Below are 20,969 nucleotides of genomic sequence, written 5' to 3'. Positions count from 1 at the left end.
TCTCCCTTCCGCCTCTTTTATCACTTTACTTCTTGTTCTTGTTTGCCCCGTTCAATGGCTTTATTCCATTCTTCGGGATCAGCCAAGGGCACAAGAATTTCTTTCTCTATTATTTTTTCCTTTTCAATGATCTGGGTCGCCCCTTTGGCAATCGGAGCTTCTGCAACTGGCTCCACCTCTGCGTTTTCTGTGGCTTGAGAAACTTGTTTAGTAGCAAATCCCCCGAAACGGAAGTTGATTCCAGCTTTAATGCCGCTTTGTTTGGGGGCGTCAGGAAGATAGACAGCTTCTATATTTAACCTTACACGATCAGTGCCTAAAGACACACCAGTAGTTAGAAACGGCTTAACGCTTGATAACTGATTGGTTTTAATTCCCCCAGCACCGATGGTTAGAAAGTCGCCATACTGAACACCGAAATATCCGAGGTTCTTTTTCCCTTTTGCGCCACCACCGCCAAATATATTGAGGTTTTCCCAGAGTTTCACTTTTATCTCTCCTATTGGAATAGGATCAACAGAATCTCTGGAAGGAATCCAAGCATCTTCAGCTCTTTGCACCCAACCGCCAACACCAAACGAGAATTGAGGGTGTATTGTGCCTTTTTCTTTTGCAGCAAAGAATTTTTCAATCTTCGCCTCTATCTCTAGAGGGGCAGGTGGTTTTGTGCCAACGACATTTGCAGTCAAAAGGAAAGCGATTTCAATCTCTCGGTTATCCTTACCTCTCCCAGTTATTTCCCGTGTTTGCTTGTTTACTTCGCGACGTAAAGTGCCAATCCAGATTGTCCTGTAGTTTTGCATATTTACTTGAGTATCCACCTTGCCGCTTTCAGTCCAGATGGCTTGACCGGTCTTTATCGCATCAGGTGTCTCTTGAATGTATTCCAAAATGCCTTTTACATTTATAAGGATGTGATTATCAGAAGTAACCCGCAGGATTTCTGTCTCTACGCCTTGCTCTGCCTGCACGGTTGCCTTTTCCAAATTGTAAAAGTTATTATTAGCAACCCCCCCGATCCCAGTTGTCAGGAAGATATCGCCTTTTTTACTAAAGTTGATTTTGGCAATTTTACCTTCACGAACGGTCGCTTTCTGATCGCCCGTGATTTTGATTTCCTCTCGGCTTGCTAAGATTTTTAGTCGGAGTAATGGTGCTATCTCGGCATTTGTGGCGCCGAATGTATTCTCGCCGATTTGAATGCCGTAGATATCTCTTTTTGCCGCATCTTCGGTGAGGAGTGCGTTAAGACTATCCAAGCCAATCTCTTCCTTATCGCGCCGAGAATACTCCAAAGTAACCAGACGGATTTCCACTTCTTTAAGCACGGCTGTGTCCACTCTCTCAATCGCCCCTTTTATCCTGTTCATCATTGAACCAGGCAGAGCCGTAATAAAGATCTGGTTATTAAGCGGGTCTACTTTTAAGTAAAAGTCGTACTGTTTGAGTAGGTCGGGTATGCTTCTGGCATCCAGGTTGTTGATTTTTACCCCTTCAGTTACTACATGCGATTTGAAAGCCATATTATCTGGGTCCGGCATAAGAATTAAATAATAATTTTTTGCTTTTACCCATTCCAAACCCCCCGAAGCGCAGATTAGATCTAACGCTGTTTCCAAGGGAACTTGTTCCAGAGGGCCAATCGTGACTGTCCCTTCTACATTTTGATCCACAAGGATTTGGATACCAGTAGCCGCACTCAATTCTTGACTTATGGTTCGGATTTCTGTTTCCACATAATCTAGTTTCGGGACGATTGGTGTATTTCCCAATGTAATCCCGGTTGCAACTGTCGGACCAGGGTCAATTACGACTTGTTCTTCCGCAGCAGCCATTATTAGAATACATAAACTAATAAACATTGCTATCAATAAACTCTTCTTGACCATCATCTTACCCATCTCCTTGGTTTCAATCACCTTTTGTTCCTGAACCAGGAACGATTTCTACATCTATGGACACTGTTTTACCTCTTTCAGGCACAAGTATAATTTTTGCTCTTTTTACTTGCGCTTCTCCCGTTTTTTCGTCCCGGGGCACGCTTATTCTGCAAACAATCTTTTTCATCTGGTTGGCAAGCAGATCAACTTCTATTTTGTCGCTCCGGTTAATCTGTAGCCAAGACAATCCTTCAGGCACAATCGCCGCTTTTATTGAAAGGGGCTGATAATCCAAATTCGTTAACTCTATGCTTTCCATCGTGGTTTGTCCTGGTTTTATCCGTAAATTTAAAAAAGCAGGCTCCACCGCCAGCATCAAGAGATCTTTTTGGCTTTGGGCGACAGCTTCGGAAACAGTGATTTCGGCTTCAGCCCTCGCTTCCCGAAATTTGACGCCATAGTTGATTGCCAATTTTACCTTATAATCTCCCGCAGGCAGAGGTCGTGAAACAATGCCTTCAAAGTCTCTTAATGTTTCCGGAAAAATTTCTCCCGCGCCATCAACCGATGAAGGGTTTAATGCTTTCATCGGCACAACCGCATAGGTTCTGCCGTCTATTTTACCGACAATCCGCGCTTCCCCTTTGGCGTATTCTATTATGTTCCCTGTGTTTTCAAAAGTGGCGGAAATTCTAATCTCTTTCTGCTGTACATCTGCGTGAAGCACAGGTAAAGAAGTTTCTGGATCTGTCGCAATCTTGCCTGTTTTTTTCACTACCCCGCCCGGGACAGTAATAATTACAGGGATAGCGATCCGAGTCTTCTTTTGAACTTGAATAGCTTTGCCGTCCACGATCCCCCTAAGCGTTTGGAAATCAACCGGTTCCGACATTATTCCCGCGTAATATTGCCCGGGTTTCACATCAAATGGAACCTGCACTTTGATCCCCATATAGGTGATCGCTTCCTTTCTTAAAGAGAGAACGTCTTTTTCTTCATAAGGAAAGTAAGCTACCACTCGTTTCTTAGGTAATCTTGCTTCTTCTTGGGCTGGAGAAGTAATAATTATGGGATGATTTGGGTCTTCTATAACTTTTTCCTCCGCGACAGAGAGCTTATAAAGTTTTACCCAGTCCAAGGCGGAATATTTCCACCCCTTTAGATTTTCAAAGCTGTAGTTGCCTTTGCGGTCAACAGTGATGTCGCAGAGGTAAAGGAAGACCTTTTCATTCAGTACCACTCCCTGCAAAGAGAGAATAGCAGTCTCGGCTTTGCCTTTATGGACGGTGATGTAAATTCGCGGCGGTCCCACCTTTTCCGCGAGAATATTACCACTGAAGACCAACACTAAAAAGAATCCAATACTAAACGTCACAAACCTTTTCATTATTCCACCTCCTTATTTCACCAAGCTATAATAGGCGATCTTGCCTTCATTGTGTTCGGGCCAGTTGTCCTCTCGGACAATTTCTATTTCCACCTTAATTTCTGTGTCCAGAGGCGCACTGTCCCACTTGGTATTAGTGATGATAGTAAACAAGAAACCTTTACTCTCTTCGCTTTCAATATTACCAATCTTGGGGTTATAATCCAGTGCCTTAACATACTTCGCGCCGTTTAAAACTCTCATTCTGACTCGGACATTTTCCGCGCTGTCTTTCTTTTCGGTTCCACTATTGTGGATTTCCACGCAGAATAATGACGATCCGCCTTCCGCGACATCAGGAATAAATTCCAAAGATGGACGCGGCGGTTGCCCCACTGTGATTACGGTGATAGTGATACTTGTTTGATAAATTCCCGCATCCAAGGATGCGTCCCACTCCTTATCCTTATCAAAGCTCAACAAACTTGTTTTCGCCTTAACTTTCAAATTCCACCAGATTCTATCATCTTGGTCTGGGGTAATAGTGTCGGTTGTTAAGCCATTCAGATCTTCCAGATTGCCTTGCCACTCATAGTCGTTTTCTCCGGAAATCCCCAGCTTGACCGTTGTTTTTTTGATTTCATCAAAACGGTTCAAACCCTTGCCATCTGAACCTCGTTCCTCCCTTTTAATGTCTCCTGTAGTGGAAAAAGCGATTTTGACATCCTGATTGCTTTCTACCAAGAGTGTCTTGCCTTTCCGCATTGAGGCGGTGTTTCCCGGCTCGCTGATAACGCCGTTTAGATTAGTTTGCTCTTTAATCTCCACAAAAGCGAAGACCAAAGAAGCTGCTACTGCTAGTAGAACAGTAAAAACCATAGCGCTTGTCCAGATTTTTTGCCTTTGCATTTTTCAAAACCTCCCTTCTCCCTAGAATTTAGTACAATACGATACAATTTTCCCCTTGCGTTTTCTAATTCTGTAGCTAATTGTCAAAGTTCTAACCTGATATAGGACCTGAAATATTAGCACATACAATAAATTACGTCAAGTTTTTGAATAAAAAAATAGAGCAGAGTAGGAAAAACTTTTTTTTCCTAAACTGCTCTGTGCTCATTTAGCATTAAATGATCTTCCGGATGTCATTAGATTATGGGAAGACCTCGTAAGCATCCGATGACTGCACTGTATTTTGACCAACTAAGGTTTCGGTGATTGTTAATGCATAAATACCAGCATCCGCTGATTGATACCATGCATTATCAGTGGCATAATCTGGCATTTTTCTATCCGCCTTAACAAAGAACTTCTCCCAAACTTCGCCATCGTGCGGAGTGCCGAAAGTTATAGAAGCATTGGGGTTTGAATAAACATTAGGATCAAAGCCGCCTTGCGTCCAACCTGTACCCGCGGGTACGCCTGCACTATTCTGGGTTCCTGCATTAAACACCGCACTTTGATCGTCTCGTCCTACTTCTCCTCCCAGTATTCCGTTGACCACTGTTTCAAATGTTATACGTGTGGAAAGTCTATCATAAGTTCCTAGTCCAGCTCCACCTACCGCTCTTTCTTCACGTGCAAAAATTGGATAAGCATCACCGGCTGGATTAGTTCCTGTGAATGTCTTCGTGAACGGAACGTTGCTATAAAAACTTTCATACCACCCGAAAGTGGTTTCCGTTTTATCCTTATCCTGCTCCAGATCCGCCATCTTCATTAAGCTAGGATTACCGGAGTTTTTCTGGATCCAAGGTTGCACCTGTACTTTAATATCGAACGTCCACGAAGCAGTATTACTAGCCAGAGCTATACCAGTGAATGCCATCATACAAACCAGAACGAACATAGAAATCAGTATCTTTCTCATTTCAATTTCTCCTCTTTTTGGCTCTCTTAATTAGATGCCAACTTTTTTCGAACCTTTAGATCATTTAGATACATTATTTACTAACCGAACGGAACACTAAGCCCCTTTTTTCTCCCTCCTTTCTGAAGATTAAGGGGTATAGCCGCTTTCTATAATGGCTAGGAATTGAAAGCGGCTATACTCGCGCCTTCGTTGATTTGTGATCTGCACCTACAAAACCATCTTTGGTTGTTGCTAGGGCTCACTCCTCAATGTCAGGCACGACCTAGACTTTAAGAAACTACACTTGTGAGACGATAAAGGCTATGGCAGATGCTCTTTGCTTCTTGCCTCCATAGTAGCCACGCGGAGGGATACGACAAAGGCATCTGCCATAGCGCGAAAAAATATTTTTGTTAATGAACAGACAGTGGACTACTCTTATTTCAAATAATCCATTGTCTATGCATTCCCGCTTAAATTTTGCTTTGCAAAACTTGGGCGGGCGTTACTTCTGAATTTTAAAAAGAGCTACAAGAGCCCTCCTTACTTCTTGATATTTCTTGCTGTTTTATTTATCCCGATTTTAAGCTTAGCACTATATCTGAAAATCTGTCAAGATTTTTTAGGCTTTTTATCTAAAAAATGATTTTAGCAGGTTTAAAAAATCTGTCAAGCCCCTGTATAGGATCGTTCCGCAGAATTATTAGAGACCCCTTTTTAAAAAACCTCCCACGGGTTGAGGGGAGGATTTATTATCCCCTCCTTTCTTCCAAGGAGGGGAAGATTCTCACTCCCCCCTGCCCTGCCTGTCCGCCTTGGGCGGAAGGGGGAGGTGCCCGCCCGCCTCGCCTGAGCGAAGCGATGGCGGGCGGGGAGGGGGTCTATCCCTGATTCATGATTCCTAATTCCCTATTCCATTTGTGCCTTATTTTAGCCAAAATCTGGATTACTTTGGATTTTCAGGTAAAAATCCTTGACAAAGTTTTTCAGATATGCTATAAATAAGTGTTAAAATTCAGCTTGGGAATTTAGGCTTCAGCCTTTTAAAAACCTCGGCTTTATCGGTAATCTTTGGTTTTAGAGCGCTTGAAGCGTGAATTCCTGAAAAACGGGAATTTGTTCTTTGTAAATTGGTTTCAAAATTTTATGGCAATTTAAAGGAAGGAGGCGTGTTTTTAAAAGAAAGTTTGAGTGTTTGTGTTTCTAGGTTAATTTTAGTTGCGTGAAATTATAAAAGGAGAATGAAAATGGAATGGATAGTTGGGATACTAATAGTGGCTTTAATTATTTGGGTCGGCGTCCTACAAAAAAGGGTCTCTGGGTTGGAGGATTGGCAGGATCGTTTAATACCCTCGTTAGATGAGGAACTTTTGCCCATCAGAAAAAAACTCAATCTAATTGAGCCTTGGGAAACTTTGATTATTGAGCTCAATATTGATGAGGAAACAGCGAAATCAATGAGCGGAAAAGGCTTTAATAGCGCCCAAAATATAGTGAATACGGACCAAGCTACGTTTATCGCGAATTGTGGTCTCGACAGTGTTCCGAGAGCTAAAACGATATATGAGACAGCAGTTAGGATTACAAATCCAGAAAAGGAGGTCAAATAATGTTAAGAGACAGAATGGCACAGAGAAACGCGGCACAAGGCGCACAAGGCGGCGGATTCAAATTCCCTCGTTGGGGTTATGTCGTAATCGGTGTTTTAGCGGTTATTGGTCTTATAATCTTTTTCTCTGTCCGCGGTTGCGGCGGCGAAAAGGTGCCAGAAACATTGGCGACGGTCACAATGACCTGGCCATCGGATTCTACAGTAAACACTGGAATACTTGAGAGCATCAAATTTAAAGTTTCCGATCCCGACAAGGCTAAACATTTGAAAGTCAAAGTGAATAGTCCGGCAGAAGAGGTAAAAGGCTCCACGGAGTCATTTGGCAGTGAGGGTGAAGCAGTATGGACCCCGAAAGAGACCATAACGGAACCCGGTTTTTACGCTGTGTCCGTTAGCGGTAAGGGAGTCCAGGATGGGGCTTTCTATTTCTCAATACCGAAAAAAGAGGAGAAAATTAATCCTCCACCGCCACCGCCACCAGCTCCGCAACAGGGTCAAAAGTCAGAGCGTAGTAAGGTACTAGATGATCTGGAACAAAAGTATCCAGTTCAGTAAGCAAGGAAAGGAGAAATCTATAATGAAAAAGTTTATTGTTCTCGTATTGATTTCGCTGTTTCTCCCCCTCCTTGCGGCGCAGGCTGCGGATAAGGTTGATCCAGGGGACTTTGGGAAATTGGTCAAGGTTGTCAAGGAGCAGGATCAGGATATCACGCGAATCACTAACATCCTTAAAGGTATGGATACTGCGATCTCTGGCTTAAAAACCCAGGTGCAGAATCTTCCTAAGCAAGGGCAAGGCAGTCCTGGCGGCGGCACGACTATTATTAACGATCAGGACAACCAAGCCCGCAGGATCGGAAATCGTGCTTTAGCCTGGGCTCTCTATAGCCAGGTCGTAGATGCGAATGGGAAAAAGCCAGACATAGAGGACATTGAAAAGATGTTGTCCCCTATTGTCGCGGGCAATATGGAGCCTAAACCTTTTGAGAACGCCCTCGCTGCTGCTCTAAAAAAGCGCGGTTGGAGAATTATTGATCCAGCTACTCCACTTTGCCCAGATCAGATCAAGAAAATCTGTGATGAAGCAATTGCTAAGACCTTAAAAGAGCTCACAGAAAAAGTAAGTAAGTTGGAAACCGAGCTCGCCGAGGTTCGCAAGATTGCGGAAGGAGCGCAGAAAACTGCTGGTGAGGCGAAAGGGTTAGCCCAAACCGCGTCTGATACGGCTAGTTTAGCTTCAGAGACTGCTATCAAGGCTTTGACAACTGCCACTGGAATTCAAATTCCCGCTATTGATATGTCAGTAGTCAGAGCTGAAGCTAAGGCAACTGCCGAGGCAACAGCCACGGCATTGATTCCAGACACAAAAGGATTTGTCACCAAGGTTGACTTGGATGCAGCAACAAAGTGTTTGGAGGTCAAAATTGACGTCGCCAAAGCAGATGCTGAAGCCACAAGCCAGGCTCTGACCCGTGCCTTTAATACGAACAATAAGGATGAAGCACGAGCGGAGCTGTATGCCTCTCTGCTAGAGCGGTACCAAAAGCGCGGCTACAAAGGCGAATCTGCCCATGGCATAGCCCAAGTCTACTTGAGATCGTGCTATTGGAAAGAGGAACTAATCCAGAAAGCAGCGGAAGGTAATGGCGCAAAATTGGTGGATGTAAATAGAATAGTTCCACCATCTGACCCGCCTGCACCGGCTGCAAAATAATTTGAAACCAAAAAGCCCAGAGTTCAACATCATACGTTGACTCTGGGCTTATTTTTTTTATGTGGTATTTTTAGACCCCTCCCACCCTCCCCTTGGAAAGGGGAGGACATACTATCTCCCCCTTTTAAAGGGGGAGCGAAGAGGGGGTTCTGATTATCCCCTCCTTTCCAAGGAGGGGTGAGGGGAGGTTCTGGAGGGGGTCTTTATGAAGCATTATGGCTCCACAGCCCTCGCTTCCGCTCGGGACTATGGAGCCAACAGAGAAAAGAGGGGGGTCTATTCTCTCCCCATCGTGGCAATGCCTATGAAAACTTTGGTGTTTTCCAACAGGATTTTTTCGTATCTTTCCGCCACGCTCTCTCCGAGTCCCTCGGTTCTTTTAGTTATTTCTTTGATAGCAGTATTGGCTTGTTCTTGCTCGGGTAAAAAAATCTCGCCGTTTTTTAGATTAGCTAGATAATGTTCTAAAATTCCCTTGACCGTATTCAGTTTTGGATTTTTTTGAATCAAGGGCAGAGTGGTCTTGGCAATCTTTTCCGGAGTCCAGTCGGGAATTTCTTGAATCATTGCTTCGGATATATCTTGCTCTGGAGCAACTTCCGGAGAAGGGGTTTCCGTCTTTGGACTTTGCGTCTCTTCTATCTGCGGCGTTTCTGTTTTTGCAGCTTCAGTTTCAGTAGGAATCGCGCTTTCTTCCAAGCTCGGGGTTTCTTCGGGAGCAATTTCTGGCGCGCTGATATCTGTCTGCGCCGCCGCGGGTTCCGTTCCCAGGATTTCTCTCCCTCTGCCTGCCAAAATTGAATCTATATTTTCGCTGTCCAACCGAATTTCCGGATGGAGATGGTGAAATTCTTGCACTGTCTCATTATTGATTAAAATATTCTTTGCTTGTTCTCCCGTTAGACGTCCCGCTTTGCCAAAGGTTTCTTCCATTAAACTCTTATTATTTATTAATCCGCCAAAATCTATTTTTTGGCCAATTTTTACCCTGTCTATATCAATTAGACCAAAACGCGCGGGGTTTTTCGCGATTTTATCTTTTACGGCGTCAATGACATAAGTGCGGCGCGCTTCGTCAAGATTGGTAAAGCGGCTGCCATATTTTTCCGCCAAAGCGCGCTTTGCCATTTTCCAGACCGAGTCGCCCTTGGCGGCAACAACCTCAAAATTTTTTGCCAACCCCTCTGGCGCTGGCGGACCCAGAGCCGTTTTTGCGTGAGCCGCGCTCCCTGCTATTTTTCCCTTGCCTGAAATTTCTCCAAGCCTGTGAAATCCCCACCAAGCGGTGAGTCCGGCTGTGATTGCTCCGGCGCTACTGCTGAAGACCCACCTTTTGATTGCCTTTTTTCTTTCCGCCTCTCCCGCCTTTTCTACATTTTCGTCCATTTCCCTTGCTTCTCTTTCCAAACCGGAGTTTATAGCTTCAAAAAGCAAATCTTCTTTAGTCTTTTCTCCTTTTTCCATTGCTTCTGTTATCCGTTTCTTTAAAAGCTCTTGCTCCCGCGCCCGGAGAGCCGAAAGCACTGCGCCGTATGGTCCTATCTTCTCTAGTTTTACCCCCTTTTTCTCTTGCAGGGCTTTGACGCGCCCCATTTCGCGCGCTAAATTCTCGGGCGAGATTTTAGCAATGTTATCGTTAATCATTTTTTGGCGCGCTTTTTCCTGTTCTCCTTTGTCTTTGATTTTTTTGAGCTTAGCCTTTTCTTCTTTGTTAAATTTAACTAACTCATTCACAAGCCCTTTTTCGCCTAAGGTTTTAGAATAGCGGGATAACATCCCTTCGGTGCCTAGAGCCGCGCCCGTCCCTGCAAAAGCGGCTCGGGCGCCGATAAGCCAAGGAGTCAGCCAGAGCTGCCCTGAAAGCATACTCCCTACCGAAGCGCCGGTTAAGCCATAACCAACGAGCATTCGCGCTTTAGGATGGCGGCGCCACCATTCTTTAAACCTCTGCCCTAAGCCTTTTTCCCTGCCCACAATCAATTTTTCCCGTTCCCCGTCCTCTTTGTTGTATTCTTCCAGAAGCTTTTCCACGACCTTTGTTTTCAATTCCGTCGCGGGCAGCTTCTGTTCTTTCAATACTTCTGACGCTTTGCCGCGAATGTATTCAGCGCGCATTTTGCTATATTCTTCACCGATTTGAGCAAGTTTCGCTTCTCCCTCTTTGCCTTTAAATTCGCCGCGGCCAATAAATTTGCCGCGCAGTCTTTTGGCTTCTAAATATTCTTTGCGCTTTTCAGTAAGCCGTTCTTCTGACACGCGGGATGGAGAGGGTTGTATTTCCATTAGGGTCTCTGCCTCTCGCGCCACTTTGCCCGGTTTCTGCTTCTCCTCATCTGCTCTGGGTCCTTTCGTTTTATCCTCTGTTTTCCGCGCCGCGAATATTGGTTCTCGCGGTTTTTCTGTGGCGCTCCCCCTGCCTGCTTGCCCGCCGAAGTCCGCCTCTGGCGGACGAAGGAGGGAGGGGGAGTTAAAGGGGGTGGGAGTGGTTTTTTCCCGGGAAGGCTCTTCCTTTATCTCGCCTTTTTCCGTGGGGGTTATTTTTCTTTTTGTTTTGGTCTCTGCCCCTGCTTTTTTCAAAACAACCTTCTCAATCCTTACCGCCTCTTCTTCGGGTATCTTCTTGTCTTCAAAAATACGATTTAGCACATTGAATCCTTTTTCTTTGATGGAGTCAATCTTTTGCCAGATTGCTTGTTGTTTTTCATCGCCATATTCTACCCCCAGTTTTTTTATAAGTTCCTCGCTAAAAAGAATGTCAATGTCTTTTACTTCTGGATGGGCTGTTTGAAATTCGGCTATTTTTGAATCTAAGAGTGAAAGTAATACTTCCACATTTTGAGGAATTTCTGTTTCTTTTTTTTCTTCTTTCGGAGGGACATTCTTTTCTTCTGTTTTTTGTGGGGGCTTGGTCTTTTCTTGTTTAGATTTGATTTCTTTTAAAAGAGATTCTTCTCCCCCTGCCTCGAGCGGGGAGGCAAGAGGGGGTGGGAGCGGCTTTTCCTCGGGTTTTTTTTCGGGGGTTGCTTCTTTTTCTTCGGATTTCCCCTTTTTTATTTCTTCAATTATAAAACCAAGAGGAAAAACGCCCCCTTTTTCTTTCCAATAGTTGATTATTTGAATTTTTTTGTAGCTTTGGGGTCGGAGCTTTTTAATATCTGCACCCAGGGGGCTATTTGCCAGTTTATAATTAAAAACAACATTAACTTCCTCTACATCGTTATGCTTTTCCAACTCCGCGTTTAAGCGGTCTAAAACTTCTTGAACCCGCGGCGGGATTTCTTTTTTTTCTGTTTTTTTTTCTGTCTCGGTCTTTGCCGCCGTTTTTTCCAAAATAACCTCCTCAATCTTTACCTCTTTCTGTTTAGGCTCGGTTTCTTCTTGTTTAGATTTGATCTCTTCTAAAAGAGATTCTTCTCCCCCTGCCTCGAGCGGGGAGGCAAGAGGGGGTGGGAGTGGCTCTCCATTGCCTTTTTCCTCTGGTTCGCTAGCGCTTTTTTCGGGGGTGTTCCCGTCTGGGGTCTTTTGCTCTTTTTCTGTATTTGGAGGGGGTGGGAGTGGCTCTCCCCCTGCCAGAGGGGGAGATGGAGGGGGTGGGAGCTCTTGCTCCGCTGGTTCTAAAGCCGTTTCTGGCTTTTCAGGGACTGTTTCGGACACAATCACAAACCCCTTTTCCATGTCCACTCCATCATCCCATTTAGGAATGATTTTAACGCCCTTCTCGGTTTCTAATTTGGAAATTAAACCCGGAAAATTATTTTCCGCGAGATCAGGATGAAAGCGCACCGTAATTTCCTTTCCTCCCTTTGTCATGATTTCCAATTTTTCCGGAGGCAATTCTCGCCCTAAATTATCTAAAATCGCCCGCACTTTATCGGGGGTAATTCCTTTCTTTTTCTCCGTTTCCTCTGGAATATCTTTTTCCTCGTCAGGGTCCAAGGGCTCTGATTTGTTTTTGTGTTTATTTTTTACCTCTCTTCTTTTTTTTCGCCCCTTATCTTTTTCTAAAGGCGCTTCTTCCCCCTCGCCTTCCGTATTTTTTACCATATATTTTTGTTTTTTATGAGGTTAATTTCTGTTGGATATATTCTGCGTCTTCGTTTAACTCCTGCTTGAAGCGTAAAATTTCCGCCGTCCGAATTTCGTCCAGATTCTTAATTTTGTTTTTCAGAAATTGGTCTATTTTTTCGTCAGAAGTTTTTTGTTTCAGTAATGTGCTGAACTTTTTTTGGTCGGCGTCAGAGAGCTGATCCAGAATGCGCAGGCTAATGCGGTTCAGGACAGTTTCCGCCATTTTCGCGAGAAGCGCGGCTTTTTTGTCTTCGGGTAAATTCTCCAGACCTAAAAGCTCAATAATATCCTTTTCCAAAATTTGAGGGTTCATAATTTTTGTTTTTATTAAGTTTAGTTAAATTCTAAATTGCCGAAGGATTCCTTTATCATTATAGCGGATAAATTAAAAATTGAAAATATAACAAACCAAAAATAGAGACGGCTTGGTCTCTATTTAGCTGTATCACTTCCGCGGGATTTAGGGCTTTGTTTCTATCGTGGGCAGCGGTTCAACCTTGGAATTTGTCGCGCCTTCCGTTTCTTCGGGTTTAGGCTCTTCTTTGGGCGCCTTTTGCGCGGGCTCGGTTTTTTCCTCTTTATCGGCGGTTTCTTTTTGCGTTGCTGCATCTTCCTGCTTTTCTTTTTCAGCTTCGGCTGGTTTTTCTTCTTTTTCTACGTTCTGCTGTGTTCCTTCTTCCTTCCTTGCTTCCTCGCCTTTTTTCTTCCTGTGGGCGAACTTTTTAATTTTCGCGCCGGTAATAATTTTATGGTCCACTAAAAGATTATGCACAGTATCCGAAGGTTTGGCGCCGCAGGAGAGCCAATATTTTATTCTTTCTTCCTTGAGGCTTACTTTTTTTCCAAGGGGATCCAATCCCCCCAGCACCTCAATAAAGCGCCCCTTGATTGGCGCTCGCGCTTCGGAAACGACAATCCTGAAAAAGGGACGGTTCCTTTTCCCCCGGCGGGTTAGACGAATTCTTAACATAAGAATTTAATGGTTAATAATGGATATGGTGCTATTTTAGCCCAAGATAATATAAAAAGCAAGTGGAATTATTCTAATTATTCTAATTAACCTAATTGACCTAACTAAATCCCAATTCCCAATGTCTAAATCCCAAATAATCTTTTGGGTATTGGTCATTGGGATTTGGTCATTATTTAGAATAATTAGAACAATTAAAGCAATTAGAAATTTTATTGCTATTTCTCCAGCTTCATAGACAGCAATCTTGACACTCCCTCTTCATTCATCGTCACTCCATACAGCATTTTTGCCGCTTTCATTGTTGCGCGGTTATGGGTGACGCAGATAAATTGAGTTCCTCGGGCTAATATCTTTAAAATGCGGGCAAAGCGGTGGGAATTTGTTTCGTCTAGCGCCGCGTCCACTTCATCTAAAATGCAGAAAGGGGGTCTCGCGAGTTCAATGATCCCGAAAATTAAAGAGAGGCCAGCCAAAGCCTTTTCTCCGCCCGAAAGGACGGATAGGCTTTTTAATTTTTTCCCCGGCGGACAAGCCTCAATTATAATTCCCCCTTCGGGATCCGCTTTCAGGCTTGCTTTTCCGCCGCGGCCAAAAATCATCCGGAAATATTTTTTGAAAGCAAGGTTGATGGTTTTAAAAGCAATGCTGAATCTCTTTTGAATGATGCGGCTTAGGCGATGAATAAGCTTATCTAAGCCTGAAGAGGCTTTTTCCAAGTCCTCCGCTTGCTGGTTTAAGAAATCATACCGGCTGCGTGTTTGTTCGTATTCAGTAATAATTTCAGGGTCAATACTGCCTGCCGAGAGCATTTTTTTCTTTAGTTTATTAATCTGGAGTTCATAATCCAGATTAGGCGGAGATTCTTTTTTAGATGTAATATCAATACGACCCCATTTGTCCCCTAATTCTTTTTCAATTTCGCGGGTGAGTTCCTGTTTTTCCAGGTTGAGTTTCGCTTCTTCCAATTCCACGCGGGCTTTTTCCTGACCAAGTTTCACCATCGCGTCTTGTTTCTCGCGCGATTCGCGCTCCAGCGCGAAGAGTTTGTTTTTGCGCGCTGTATCTAATTTGAGAAGTTGGGCGATTTTTTCTTCCAAAATTCGCTCCTCTCCTTCTTTTTTTTGCATTTCTTTGCTAAGTAGAGTGATTTTTTGCTGGAGTTTGGCAATATTTTGGGCGTCCGCGGGGGATTCTCCCCCTTTCTGTTTATGTCCAAGATTGATTTTGCCCTCCCAGCTCTTTTTTTGGAAATTCAAAAAAAGAATTTTTTCTTCTTCCGTGCGCGATTTTAAAAAGAGGGAATGAGCTTGCTCTTCTTTTCTGCCTTTGTCTTCCATTAACATTTCTAGTTTCCGCTTTCCGCTTTGTTCTTCGGGCAGCGTTGCCGCGGTTTTCAGCCAGTTTGCTAAGCGTTGAATGAGCCTTAAAATTTCTTGCGCTTGGGATTTCAGAGAGGCAATATCAGTGCCGTGTTTAAAGTTGTCCAGAAAGCTATTTTGTTTGTTTTGTAAATTTTCCAAGGCAGTTTGCAATGTGGTTGGGTTCGGCCGCGCCACTCCTTCGGCTTCTATTTTTTTTCCCTCTTTTTCTAGTTTTTCAATTTCTTTTTGGGTTTTTTCTAGATTATTCTGGAGTAGCGCGTTTTGTTTCTGGGAGGAGATAATTTCAGCGTCAATCCTTTGGATCTCCAAACGCGCGCGGTTAATTTCCTGCTGCTGCTCGCGCGGGCGGAGTTTTTCGGCAACTAGAGTGCCGCGGAGAGTGGCAAGCTCTTCGGCTAGGGCGCTTTTTTGCCTCCCTAGTTTTACCTGATTTTGATAACAGAGGTGCCAGTTTTCTTGGTCTTTTTTTTGTTTTACCTCCATTATAGACACCATTTTTTGTAAATTTTGGATTTGGGTTTCAAGATTTTTGATTATTCCCTCTATTTCTGCCCTCTCTTTGCCTATTTTTTGGCGCGCCTTTTCTTGATTTTGTCGGATTTTAGTATACCAGATTTTTTGTAATTTCTGGAGTTTTTGGGTAATCTTTTCTTTATTCCTCGCCTCTCGCGCTTGTTTGGCAAGCCTTTTCAAGTGCGGCTCGATTTCCGCCACAAGGGCGCGCACGCGGACAAGATTATCCCGCGTTGTCTCAAGTTTTTTCTGGGTCTCAATTCTTTTGAGTTCCAAGGGTTTAATCCCTGAAACTTCCTCCAAAAGCTCTCTTTTTTCTTGGGGACTCAAGACCACTACGCGATCAATCATTCCTTGGCTGATAATATATCCTTTTTGGCTGATGTTGTTTTGCGCTAATAGTTCTTCAATATCTTTTAGGCGCACAGAGCTGTTATTCAATAAATATTCTCCCTCGCCATTACGGTAGAATTTTCTCTTAATTGTGATTTCGGAAAAGTTTACCCCCTCCTCTTTTCCAGAGTTGACGGGAATTTTTTGGGTCGTGTTTTCCAAGGTTAAAGCTACTTGGGCTAATCCCAAAGGAGTTTTAGTCCTTGAGCCGGCGAAAATAATATCATCGCCCTTTTTCCCGCGCAATGATTTTTTAGACTGTTCTCCTAAAGCCCAGCGGATAGCGTCCACAATGTTGGATTTCCCCGACCCGTTTGGTCCGACAATGGCAGTAATTCCGCGGTCAAAAGAAAGGCTGGTGCGATGAGCGAAAGATTTGAAACCGCTGATAATGAGTTTATGAAGAAACATGTGAAAAATGTAAAATAACAAATCAAAATGTGAAAATTATTTTGGGAATTCAAGCCACGGTATTCACCGTGATATACTTTATCCCTTCACCTCCAAAATTATTCTAATTGTTCTAATTGACCTAATTAACCTAAATAAATCCCAATGTCTAAATCCCAATTAACAAAAACAATCATCAAGGTAAATCATTGGGTAATTCAAGATTTGGTCATTCTTTAGAATAATTAGAACAATTAGGTTAATTAGAATAATTTCAATCTATTATTTCCTCCACCTTCACTCTTGCCAATCCTGTTCCGAGGGGCGCGATTTTTTCAAATGCCGGTATGTTTAAATCCACAATCCGTCCCAGCACAAAAGGGCCATAATCATTCACGGTTACAATTACCGCTTGTCCGTTTGCCGTGTTCGTGACCCGCAAGGGTGTTCCCATGGGAAAACGCGTGGACGCGCAAGTCAATTTATCGCCATAGCGGTAGAAGCTGGCGATGCCGTAATTCGCCTCCCCTAGCACTATTTTTGTTCCCTCCAGGATAATCTTATCTTGAGGTTTTTGCAAAATGGTTTCTTTTTCCAAAATCCGTTTTGCTTCTTCGCCGTTTTTATAGATTACTTTATATACCTGTTCTTTGAGCCCTGTTTTTCCTTCCTGGGCGATTTTGAATTTTCCCCAGAGCAGCGTGTCGTCTTTTTTATTCACAGTTTGGAATGGTATGGACACATCTTTGGTGACAGTGCCAAGTTTGATTCTGGTCACTACAATCTCCATATTGGAAAAAAGGGACGTGTCCGCAGCATAATTCACTTCATCATCAGGATTCAATGTGATTTGGGCTTCTTCTAATGCCGCCCCCGCGGTTTTAGCAAAGGTAACAAGAGATTTTGCCTTTCCATCAGCAAGGATTGTGATTGGGGTTGCCCTTTCAATGATAATGCGCCAGAGGGCTTCTTCGTTTAGGCTGGGATAAATTCTATCTTCAGGATTTAAGGATAGGTCCAAATCAACCAGGATTTCCGAAACTAAATTTTTCTCTGTTTTAACCTGGAAATAAAGGCCGTTGTCAATGATTGTGATTGTCCGTTCGGGAGCGGTGTTTTGGGCGCGAGAGACGGAAAAAGACAAAAAAATAGCGGCAAATAATACCCCTAAAATTGCTATTTTGCCAACGGCTTGATTAACTCTTAGACTCTCAAACAAATCTTGGAGTGTTTTTAAGTAATTTTTAATTTTCAATTTCTAATTTTTATTAAATTTCTATTTACTTAATTTTTAAACAAATAAAGATCAAATTCTCGTAACTCATTTACCATTTATAATGGAAAAGCTATTCCCGCTAGCCTAACTGGCGGCTAGGCAATTCATTCTTAAAGTTTAGAAATTATTTTATTAAAAATTTAATAAAAATTGTCTCGCTATGCGAGATCTGGCGAAGCCAGAAAAATTAGAAATTAGAAATTTTAACCTATGACATTTTATTTTTTATATCTTTCCAGCGCGTCTTTCGCCGCTTCCACCTGCGCCAATTGTTTAGAAGTGCCTTTGCCCTTGCCCATCATCATTTTTCCCACGTAAACCCCCACCTCAAAGTGTTTCGCGTGATCCGGACCTCTCTCTTCTAAAACTTTGTATTCAGGAGTAACGCCTTCTTTTTCTTGCGTAAGTTCTTGAAAATGCGACTTGGGATCAATGTATAATTTTTCAGCCAGAATTTTAGGCAGATGCGTCAGCAGCTTGTTTTTTATAAATCTCCTCGTGACAGCATAGCCTTGATCTAAATAAATCGCGCCGGTGATGGCTTCAAAGGCATTGCCTAAAATATATTCCCGCGCCTTGCCTGTGTCGCGCGTCTCGCCTTTAGACAAATAGAGAAAATCTTCCACGCCGAGGTCGCGGGAGACAATGGCCAATATTTTGCTGTTGACCAGGCTGGAGCGCCAATTGGTCATTTCTCCTTCAGGGTTATTGTAATGATTAAAAAGATTTTCCGTTACTATAAGTTCCAAGACCGCGTCGCCCAAGAATTCCAATCTTTCATTGTGGGGGAGGCGAAATCCGGGATTTTCGTTAATATAGGAGCGATGGACAAGAGCCTGTTTCAATAAGTCTTGATTTTTAAATTTCACATCTAAATTTTTTTCCAGGGCAGAAAATTTTTTCATAGGGCTTAAATCCAAATTTCAAAGCCCAAATGCCAAATCAAGCTCAAAGCTCAAAATCCGAAACTCAAAATTTTGGGATTAGGATTTTGGATTTGATTTGAAATTTGATGTTTGGATTTTGGATTTATTATTTTGATAAAACAACGAAGAAATTCTATTTTTCCTCTTTCACGTCCCCTTTTTCAATCATTTTGCGGTAGATTGTGCCTAAAACTCCGTTAATAAACTTGCCCGAAGAGGGTCCGCCGTAAGCCTTGCCGAGCTCAATCGCTTCATTAATTGCTACCTTAGGCGGGACATCGTTGTCAAATTTGAGCTCGAAAATGCCGAGGCGCAGGATATTCCGGTCTACAGTGGTAATTTGATTCAGGGGCCATTCGGGCGCGTGTTTTTCAATAAGCGCGTCAATCTTTTCTTGATTTTTAATGACCCCGGCCACGAGCTTTTTGACAAAATCAAAATCACTGATGCCCGGTGCGAACTCTTTAGTATTATGTTGAATGATCAATTGGATTTTTTTCTGGTTCTGACCCGAAAAATCCCATTCATAAAGGCATTGCATCGCAATTGTGCGCAGGAGATGTCGATTAGCCATAAAGTTCTATTCTTAAGTTTTGTTTTTTTCTTTTTGCTTCTTTTTTTTTCTTTTTGGCTTTTGCTTCTAAATCTATAATAAGCCTTCCTTTATAGGTGCCGCAATATTGGCAAACCCTATGGGGTAGGATCATTTTGCGGCATTTACCGCATAGAATGAGAAGGGTGGGGTTAATTTTTTGCTGGCCGCGGCGTTTGTGTCTCCGCGCTCTGCTCATTTTTTTCTTGGGTAAAGCCATAATCGTGTGACATAAATCATGAAATTTGAAGCATTTTAATTATGTTTCATCTTTCATGTTTCAAATTTTAGGATTTTTATGCCTTTATCTTACCTGAATTATTCCGCTTTGTCAAAATTTGCCTTGAGGCAAAACGAAATTTGCCTTGAGGCAAAATCCGTGTTAAACTTAAACTTATCTAAGATAATAATATGATAATGAAAATAGCGTTGAAATTAATCCCCTTTGCATCAATTTAAAAGTGAATACCAAATTTATTTCAAGCTGTTTCCCGATTATCAATGTCTAAAAACAATGTTCAATATTATCATTTTCCCTCTCGCCGCTATTTTGGGCTTAGCGGGGGGTTACTTTTTGCGCAAAGTTTTAGCGCAAAGACGTCAGGATTCCAGCGAAGCGCGTTCTCAAAAGGCGCTAGAAGAAGCTAAAACAAAGGCTAAGGAGATCCTTTTAGCCGCTAAAGATCAAGCCTTCAAATACACGGAAGAGACCAAACGCGAAGATAAAGAACGCAGGCAGAGTATTTTGGTCTTGGAGCGGAGGCTTGTGCAAAGGGAGGAGCTTTTAGACCAAAGGCTGGGCAATTTAGATAAAAATCAAAGATATTTAGAAAAAGAAAGAAATCAAATTCGGGAGGCGAAACGGGAAATCATTCAGCTCAAGCGAAAACAGCTGGCTACATTAGAGAAAGTGGCGAATTTGTCGCTGGAAGAAGCTAAAAATGTGCTCTTGGAGATGACAGAGGAAGGAATGAAAGAGCGATTGCTTCAAAGAATCAAAAAATTGGAACAAACAGAGCAGGAAGAGGTCAGTCGCAAGGCAAAAGAAATCTTGTCTTTGGCGATTCAGAGGTGCGCTTCTTCGCACGCGGCAGAATCCACATCTACCACTCTTTCCTTGCCCTCTGACGACATGAAAGGGCGGATTATTGGACGCGAAGGTCGCAATATTAATACTATTGAGAAATTGATTGGTGTGGAGATTATTGTTGACGATACGCCCGAAACGATTGTAATTTCCGGCTTTTCGCCGATTCGCCGTCAGGTCGCCAAGCGCACTCTGGAAAAGTTAATTGCTGATGGTCGCATCCACCCGGCTCGGATTGAGGAAACAATCGTGGAAGCCAAGAAAGAGATTGCCCAAGATATGAAGGAAGCGGGCGAAACAGCCTGTTATGACGCGGGGGTGGCGGGTTTGCCCCCGCAATTAGTTCAGCTTTTAGGTCGTTTAAAATACAGGACTAGCTATGGTCAAAATGTGTTGCAGCATTCTCTAGAGGTTTCGCACCTTGCTCGTCTTTTAGCGGAAGAATTGGGAATGGATTCAGCTCTCGCGAAGAAAGCCGGACTTTTACATGATATTGGCAAGGCAGTGGATCACGAAATTAAAGGCACGCATATTGAAATTGGTAAGAGTATTTTAAAAAAGTTTAGTATTGATGAGAAGATTATTCAGGCTATGGAGTCGCATCATGAAGATGTGCCCCATAGTTCTTCCGAGGCTTTAATCGTCACGACCGCGGACGCCATTTCAGGAGCGCGGGTGGGCGCGCGGAAGGATACTTATGAAGACTATTTAAATCGTTTGGAAGACTTGGAGGCGGTAGCGAATAGTTTTGAAGGAGTGGAGAAGAGCTATGCCATCCAAGCCGGACGCGAAATCCGTGTCTTCGTGACGCCGGAGAAGATTGATGACCTGGCAGCGGTCAAATTGTCTCACGAGATTGCGGCTAAAATTGAAGAAGAGTTAAAGTATCCGGGAGAAATTAAGGTCTCGGTGATCCGTGAGACAAGGTCGGTGGAGTACGCAAGGTAG

The 20,969-nt window shown here is 43.2% G+C and carries 16 protein-coding genes; 4 read left to right on the top strand and 12 right to left on the bottom strand.

The window, feature by feature from the left end; all coding sequences use genetic code 11:
• Positions 1-20: 20 nt before the first annotated feature.
• From PHW01_02305 to PHW01_02290, 4 genes are all read right to left on the bottom strand, one after another.
• Positions 21-1,919: a hypothetical protein gene (locus PHW01_02305; GenBank protein MDD5626822.1), complete on the bottom strand. Its 1,899-nt coding sequence runs from the start codon at positions 1,917-1,919 to the stop codon at positions 21-23.
• A complete protein-coding gene (locus PHW01_02300) occupies positions 1,912-3,267 on the bottom strand; it encodes a hypothetical protein (protein ID MDD5626821.1) in 1,356 nt (451 codons plus the stop codon). Before PHW01_02300 ends, PHW01_02305 begins: the two co-directional genes overlap by 8 nt.
• Before the next feature lie 12 nt (positions 3,268-3,279).
• Positions 3,280-4,155, bottom strand: a complete 876-nt coding sequence (locus PHW01_02295; GenBank protein MDD5626820.1) for a hypothetical protein — start codon at positions 4,153-4,155, stop codon at positions 3,280-3,282.
• Positions 4,156-4,396: 241 nt separating this feature from the next.
• The gene (locus tag PHW01_02290; protein ID MDD5626819.1) at positions 4,397-5,113 is read right to left on the bottom strand and encodes a hypothetical protein; all 717 of its coding nucleotides are present in this window, start codon (positions 5,111-5,113) and stop codon (positions 4,397-4,399) included.
• Positions 5,114-6,342: 1,229 nt separating this feature from the next.
• Here PHW01_02290 and PHW01_02285 point away from each other — a divergent pair.
• From PHW01_02285 to PHW01_02275, 3 genes are read left to right on the top strand one after another with little or no spacing between them, the layout of a single operon-like run.
• Complete coding sequence (locus tag PHW01_02285) at positions 6,343-6,705, top strand: hypothetical protein (GenBank protein MDD5626818.1); 363 nt, start codon at positions 6,343-6,345, stop codon at positions 6,703-6,705.
• On the top strand, positions 6,705-7,262 hold the full coding sequence (locus PHW01_02280; GenBank protein ID MDD5626817.1) for a hypothetical protein: 558 nt from the start codon (positions 6,705-6,707) through the stop codon (positions 7,260-7,262). The genes PHW01_02285 and PHW01_02280 overlap by 1 nt, the downstream gene beginning before the upstream one ends.
• 22 nt (positions 7,263-7,284) lie before the next feature.
• Positions 7,285-8,421 (top strand): hypothetical protein, encoded by a 1,137-nt coding sequence (locus tag PHW01_02275; protein MDD5626816.1) that lies wholly within the window; start codon positions 7,285-7,287, stop codon positions 8,419-8,421.
• A gap of 276 nt (positions 8,422-8,697) precedes the next feature.
• Here the strand turns inward: PHW01_02275 and PHW01_02270 are convergent, their stop codons facing one another.
• From PHW01_02270 to rpmF, 8 genes are all read right to left on the bottom strand, one after another.
• Positions 8,698-12,465 (bottom strand): hypothetical protein, encoded by a 3,768-nt coding sequence (locus tag PHW01_02270; protein MDD5626815.1) that lies wholly within the window; start codon positions 12,463-12,465, stop codon positions 8,698-8,700.
• A 13-nt stretch (positions 12,466-12,478) separates the two neighbouring features.
• Entirely contained in the window at positions 12,479-12,802 is a 324-nt protein-coding gene (locus PHW01_02265) for a DUF5663 domain-containing protein (GenBank protein ID MDD5626814.1), read from the bottom strand.
• A 147-nt stretch (positions 12,803-12,949) separates the two neighbouring features.
• Positions 12,950-13,459 (bottom strand): 30S ribosomal protein S16, encoded by a 510-nt coding sequence (gene rpsP / locus PHW01_02260; protein MDD5626813.1) that lies wholly within the window; start codon positions 13,457-13,459, stop codon positions 12,950-12,952.
• A 218-nt stretch (positions 13,460-13,677) separates the two neighbouring features.
• Positions 13,678-16,161, bottom strand: a complete 2,484-nt coding sequence (locus tag PHW01_02255) for an AAA family ATPase (protein MDD5626812.1) — start codon at positions 16,159-16,161, stop codon at positions 13,678-13,680.
• 253 nt (positions 16,162-16,414) lie between these two features.
• Positions 16,415-17,395: a G5 domain-containing protein gene (locus PHW01_02250; protein ID MDD5626811.1), complete on the bottom strand. Its 981-nt coding sequence runs from the start codon at positions 17,393-17,395 to the stop codon at positions 16,415-16,417.
• Positions 17,396-17,634: 239 nt separating this feature from the next.
• On the bottom strand, positions 17,635-18,321 hold the full coding sequence (gene rnc / locus PHW01_02245) for a ribonuclease III (protein ID MDD5626810.1): 687 nt from the start codon (positions 18,319-18,321) through the stop codon (positions 17,635-17,637).
• Positions 18,322-18,475: 154 nt separating this feature from the next.
• Positions 18,476-18,916, bottom strand: coding sequence for a transcription antitermination factor NusB (gene nusB / locus PHW01_02240; GenBank protein MDD5626809.1), 441 nt, complete (start codon positions 18,914-18,916; stop codon positions 18,476-18,478).
• Positions 18,909-19,154, bottom strand: a complete 246-nt coding sequence (rpmF, locus tag PHW01_02235) for a 50S ribosomal protein L32 (GenBank protein ID MDD5626808.1) — start codon at positions 19,152-19,154, stop codon at positions 18,909-18,911. The genes nusB and rpmF overlap by 8 nt, the downstream gene beginning before the upstream one ends.
• Before the next feature lie 294 nt (positions 19,155-19,448).
• On the opposite strand from rpmF, the gene rny reads away from it, so the two are divergent.
• Complete coding sequence (gene rny / locus PHW01_02230; protein MDD5626807.1) at positions 19,449-20,969, top strand: ribonuclease Y; 1,521 nt, start codon at positions 19,449-19,451, stop codon at positions 20,967-20,969.

Source organism: Patescibacteria group bacterium, assembly GCA_028717685.1.
Taxonomy (GTDB): Bacteria; Patescibacteriota; JAQUNI01; order JAQUNI01; family JAQUNI01; genus JAQUNI01.
This window is presented reverse-complemented; position numbering and strand designations above follow the sequence as displayed.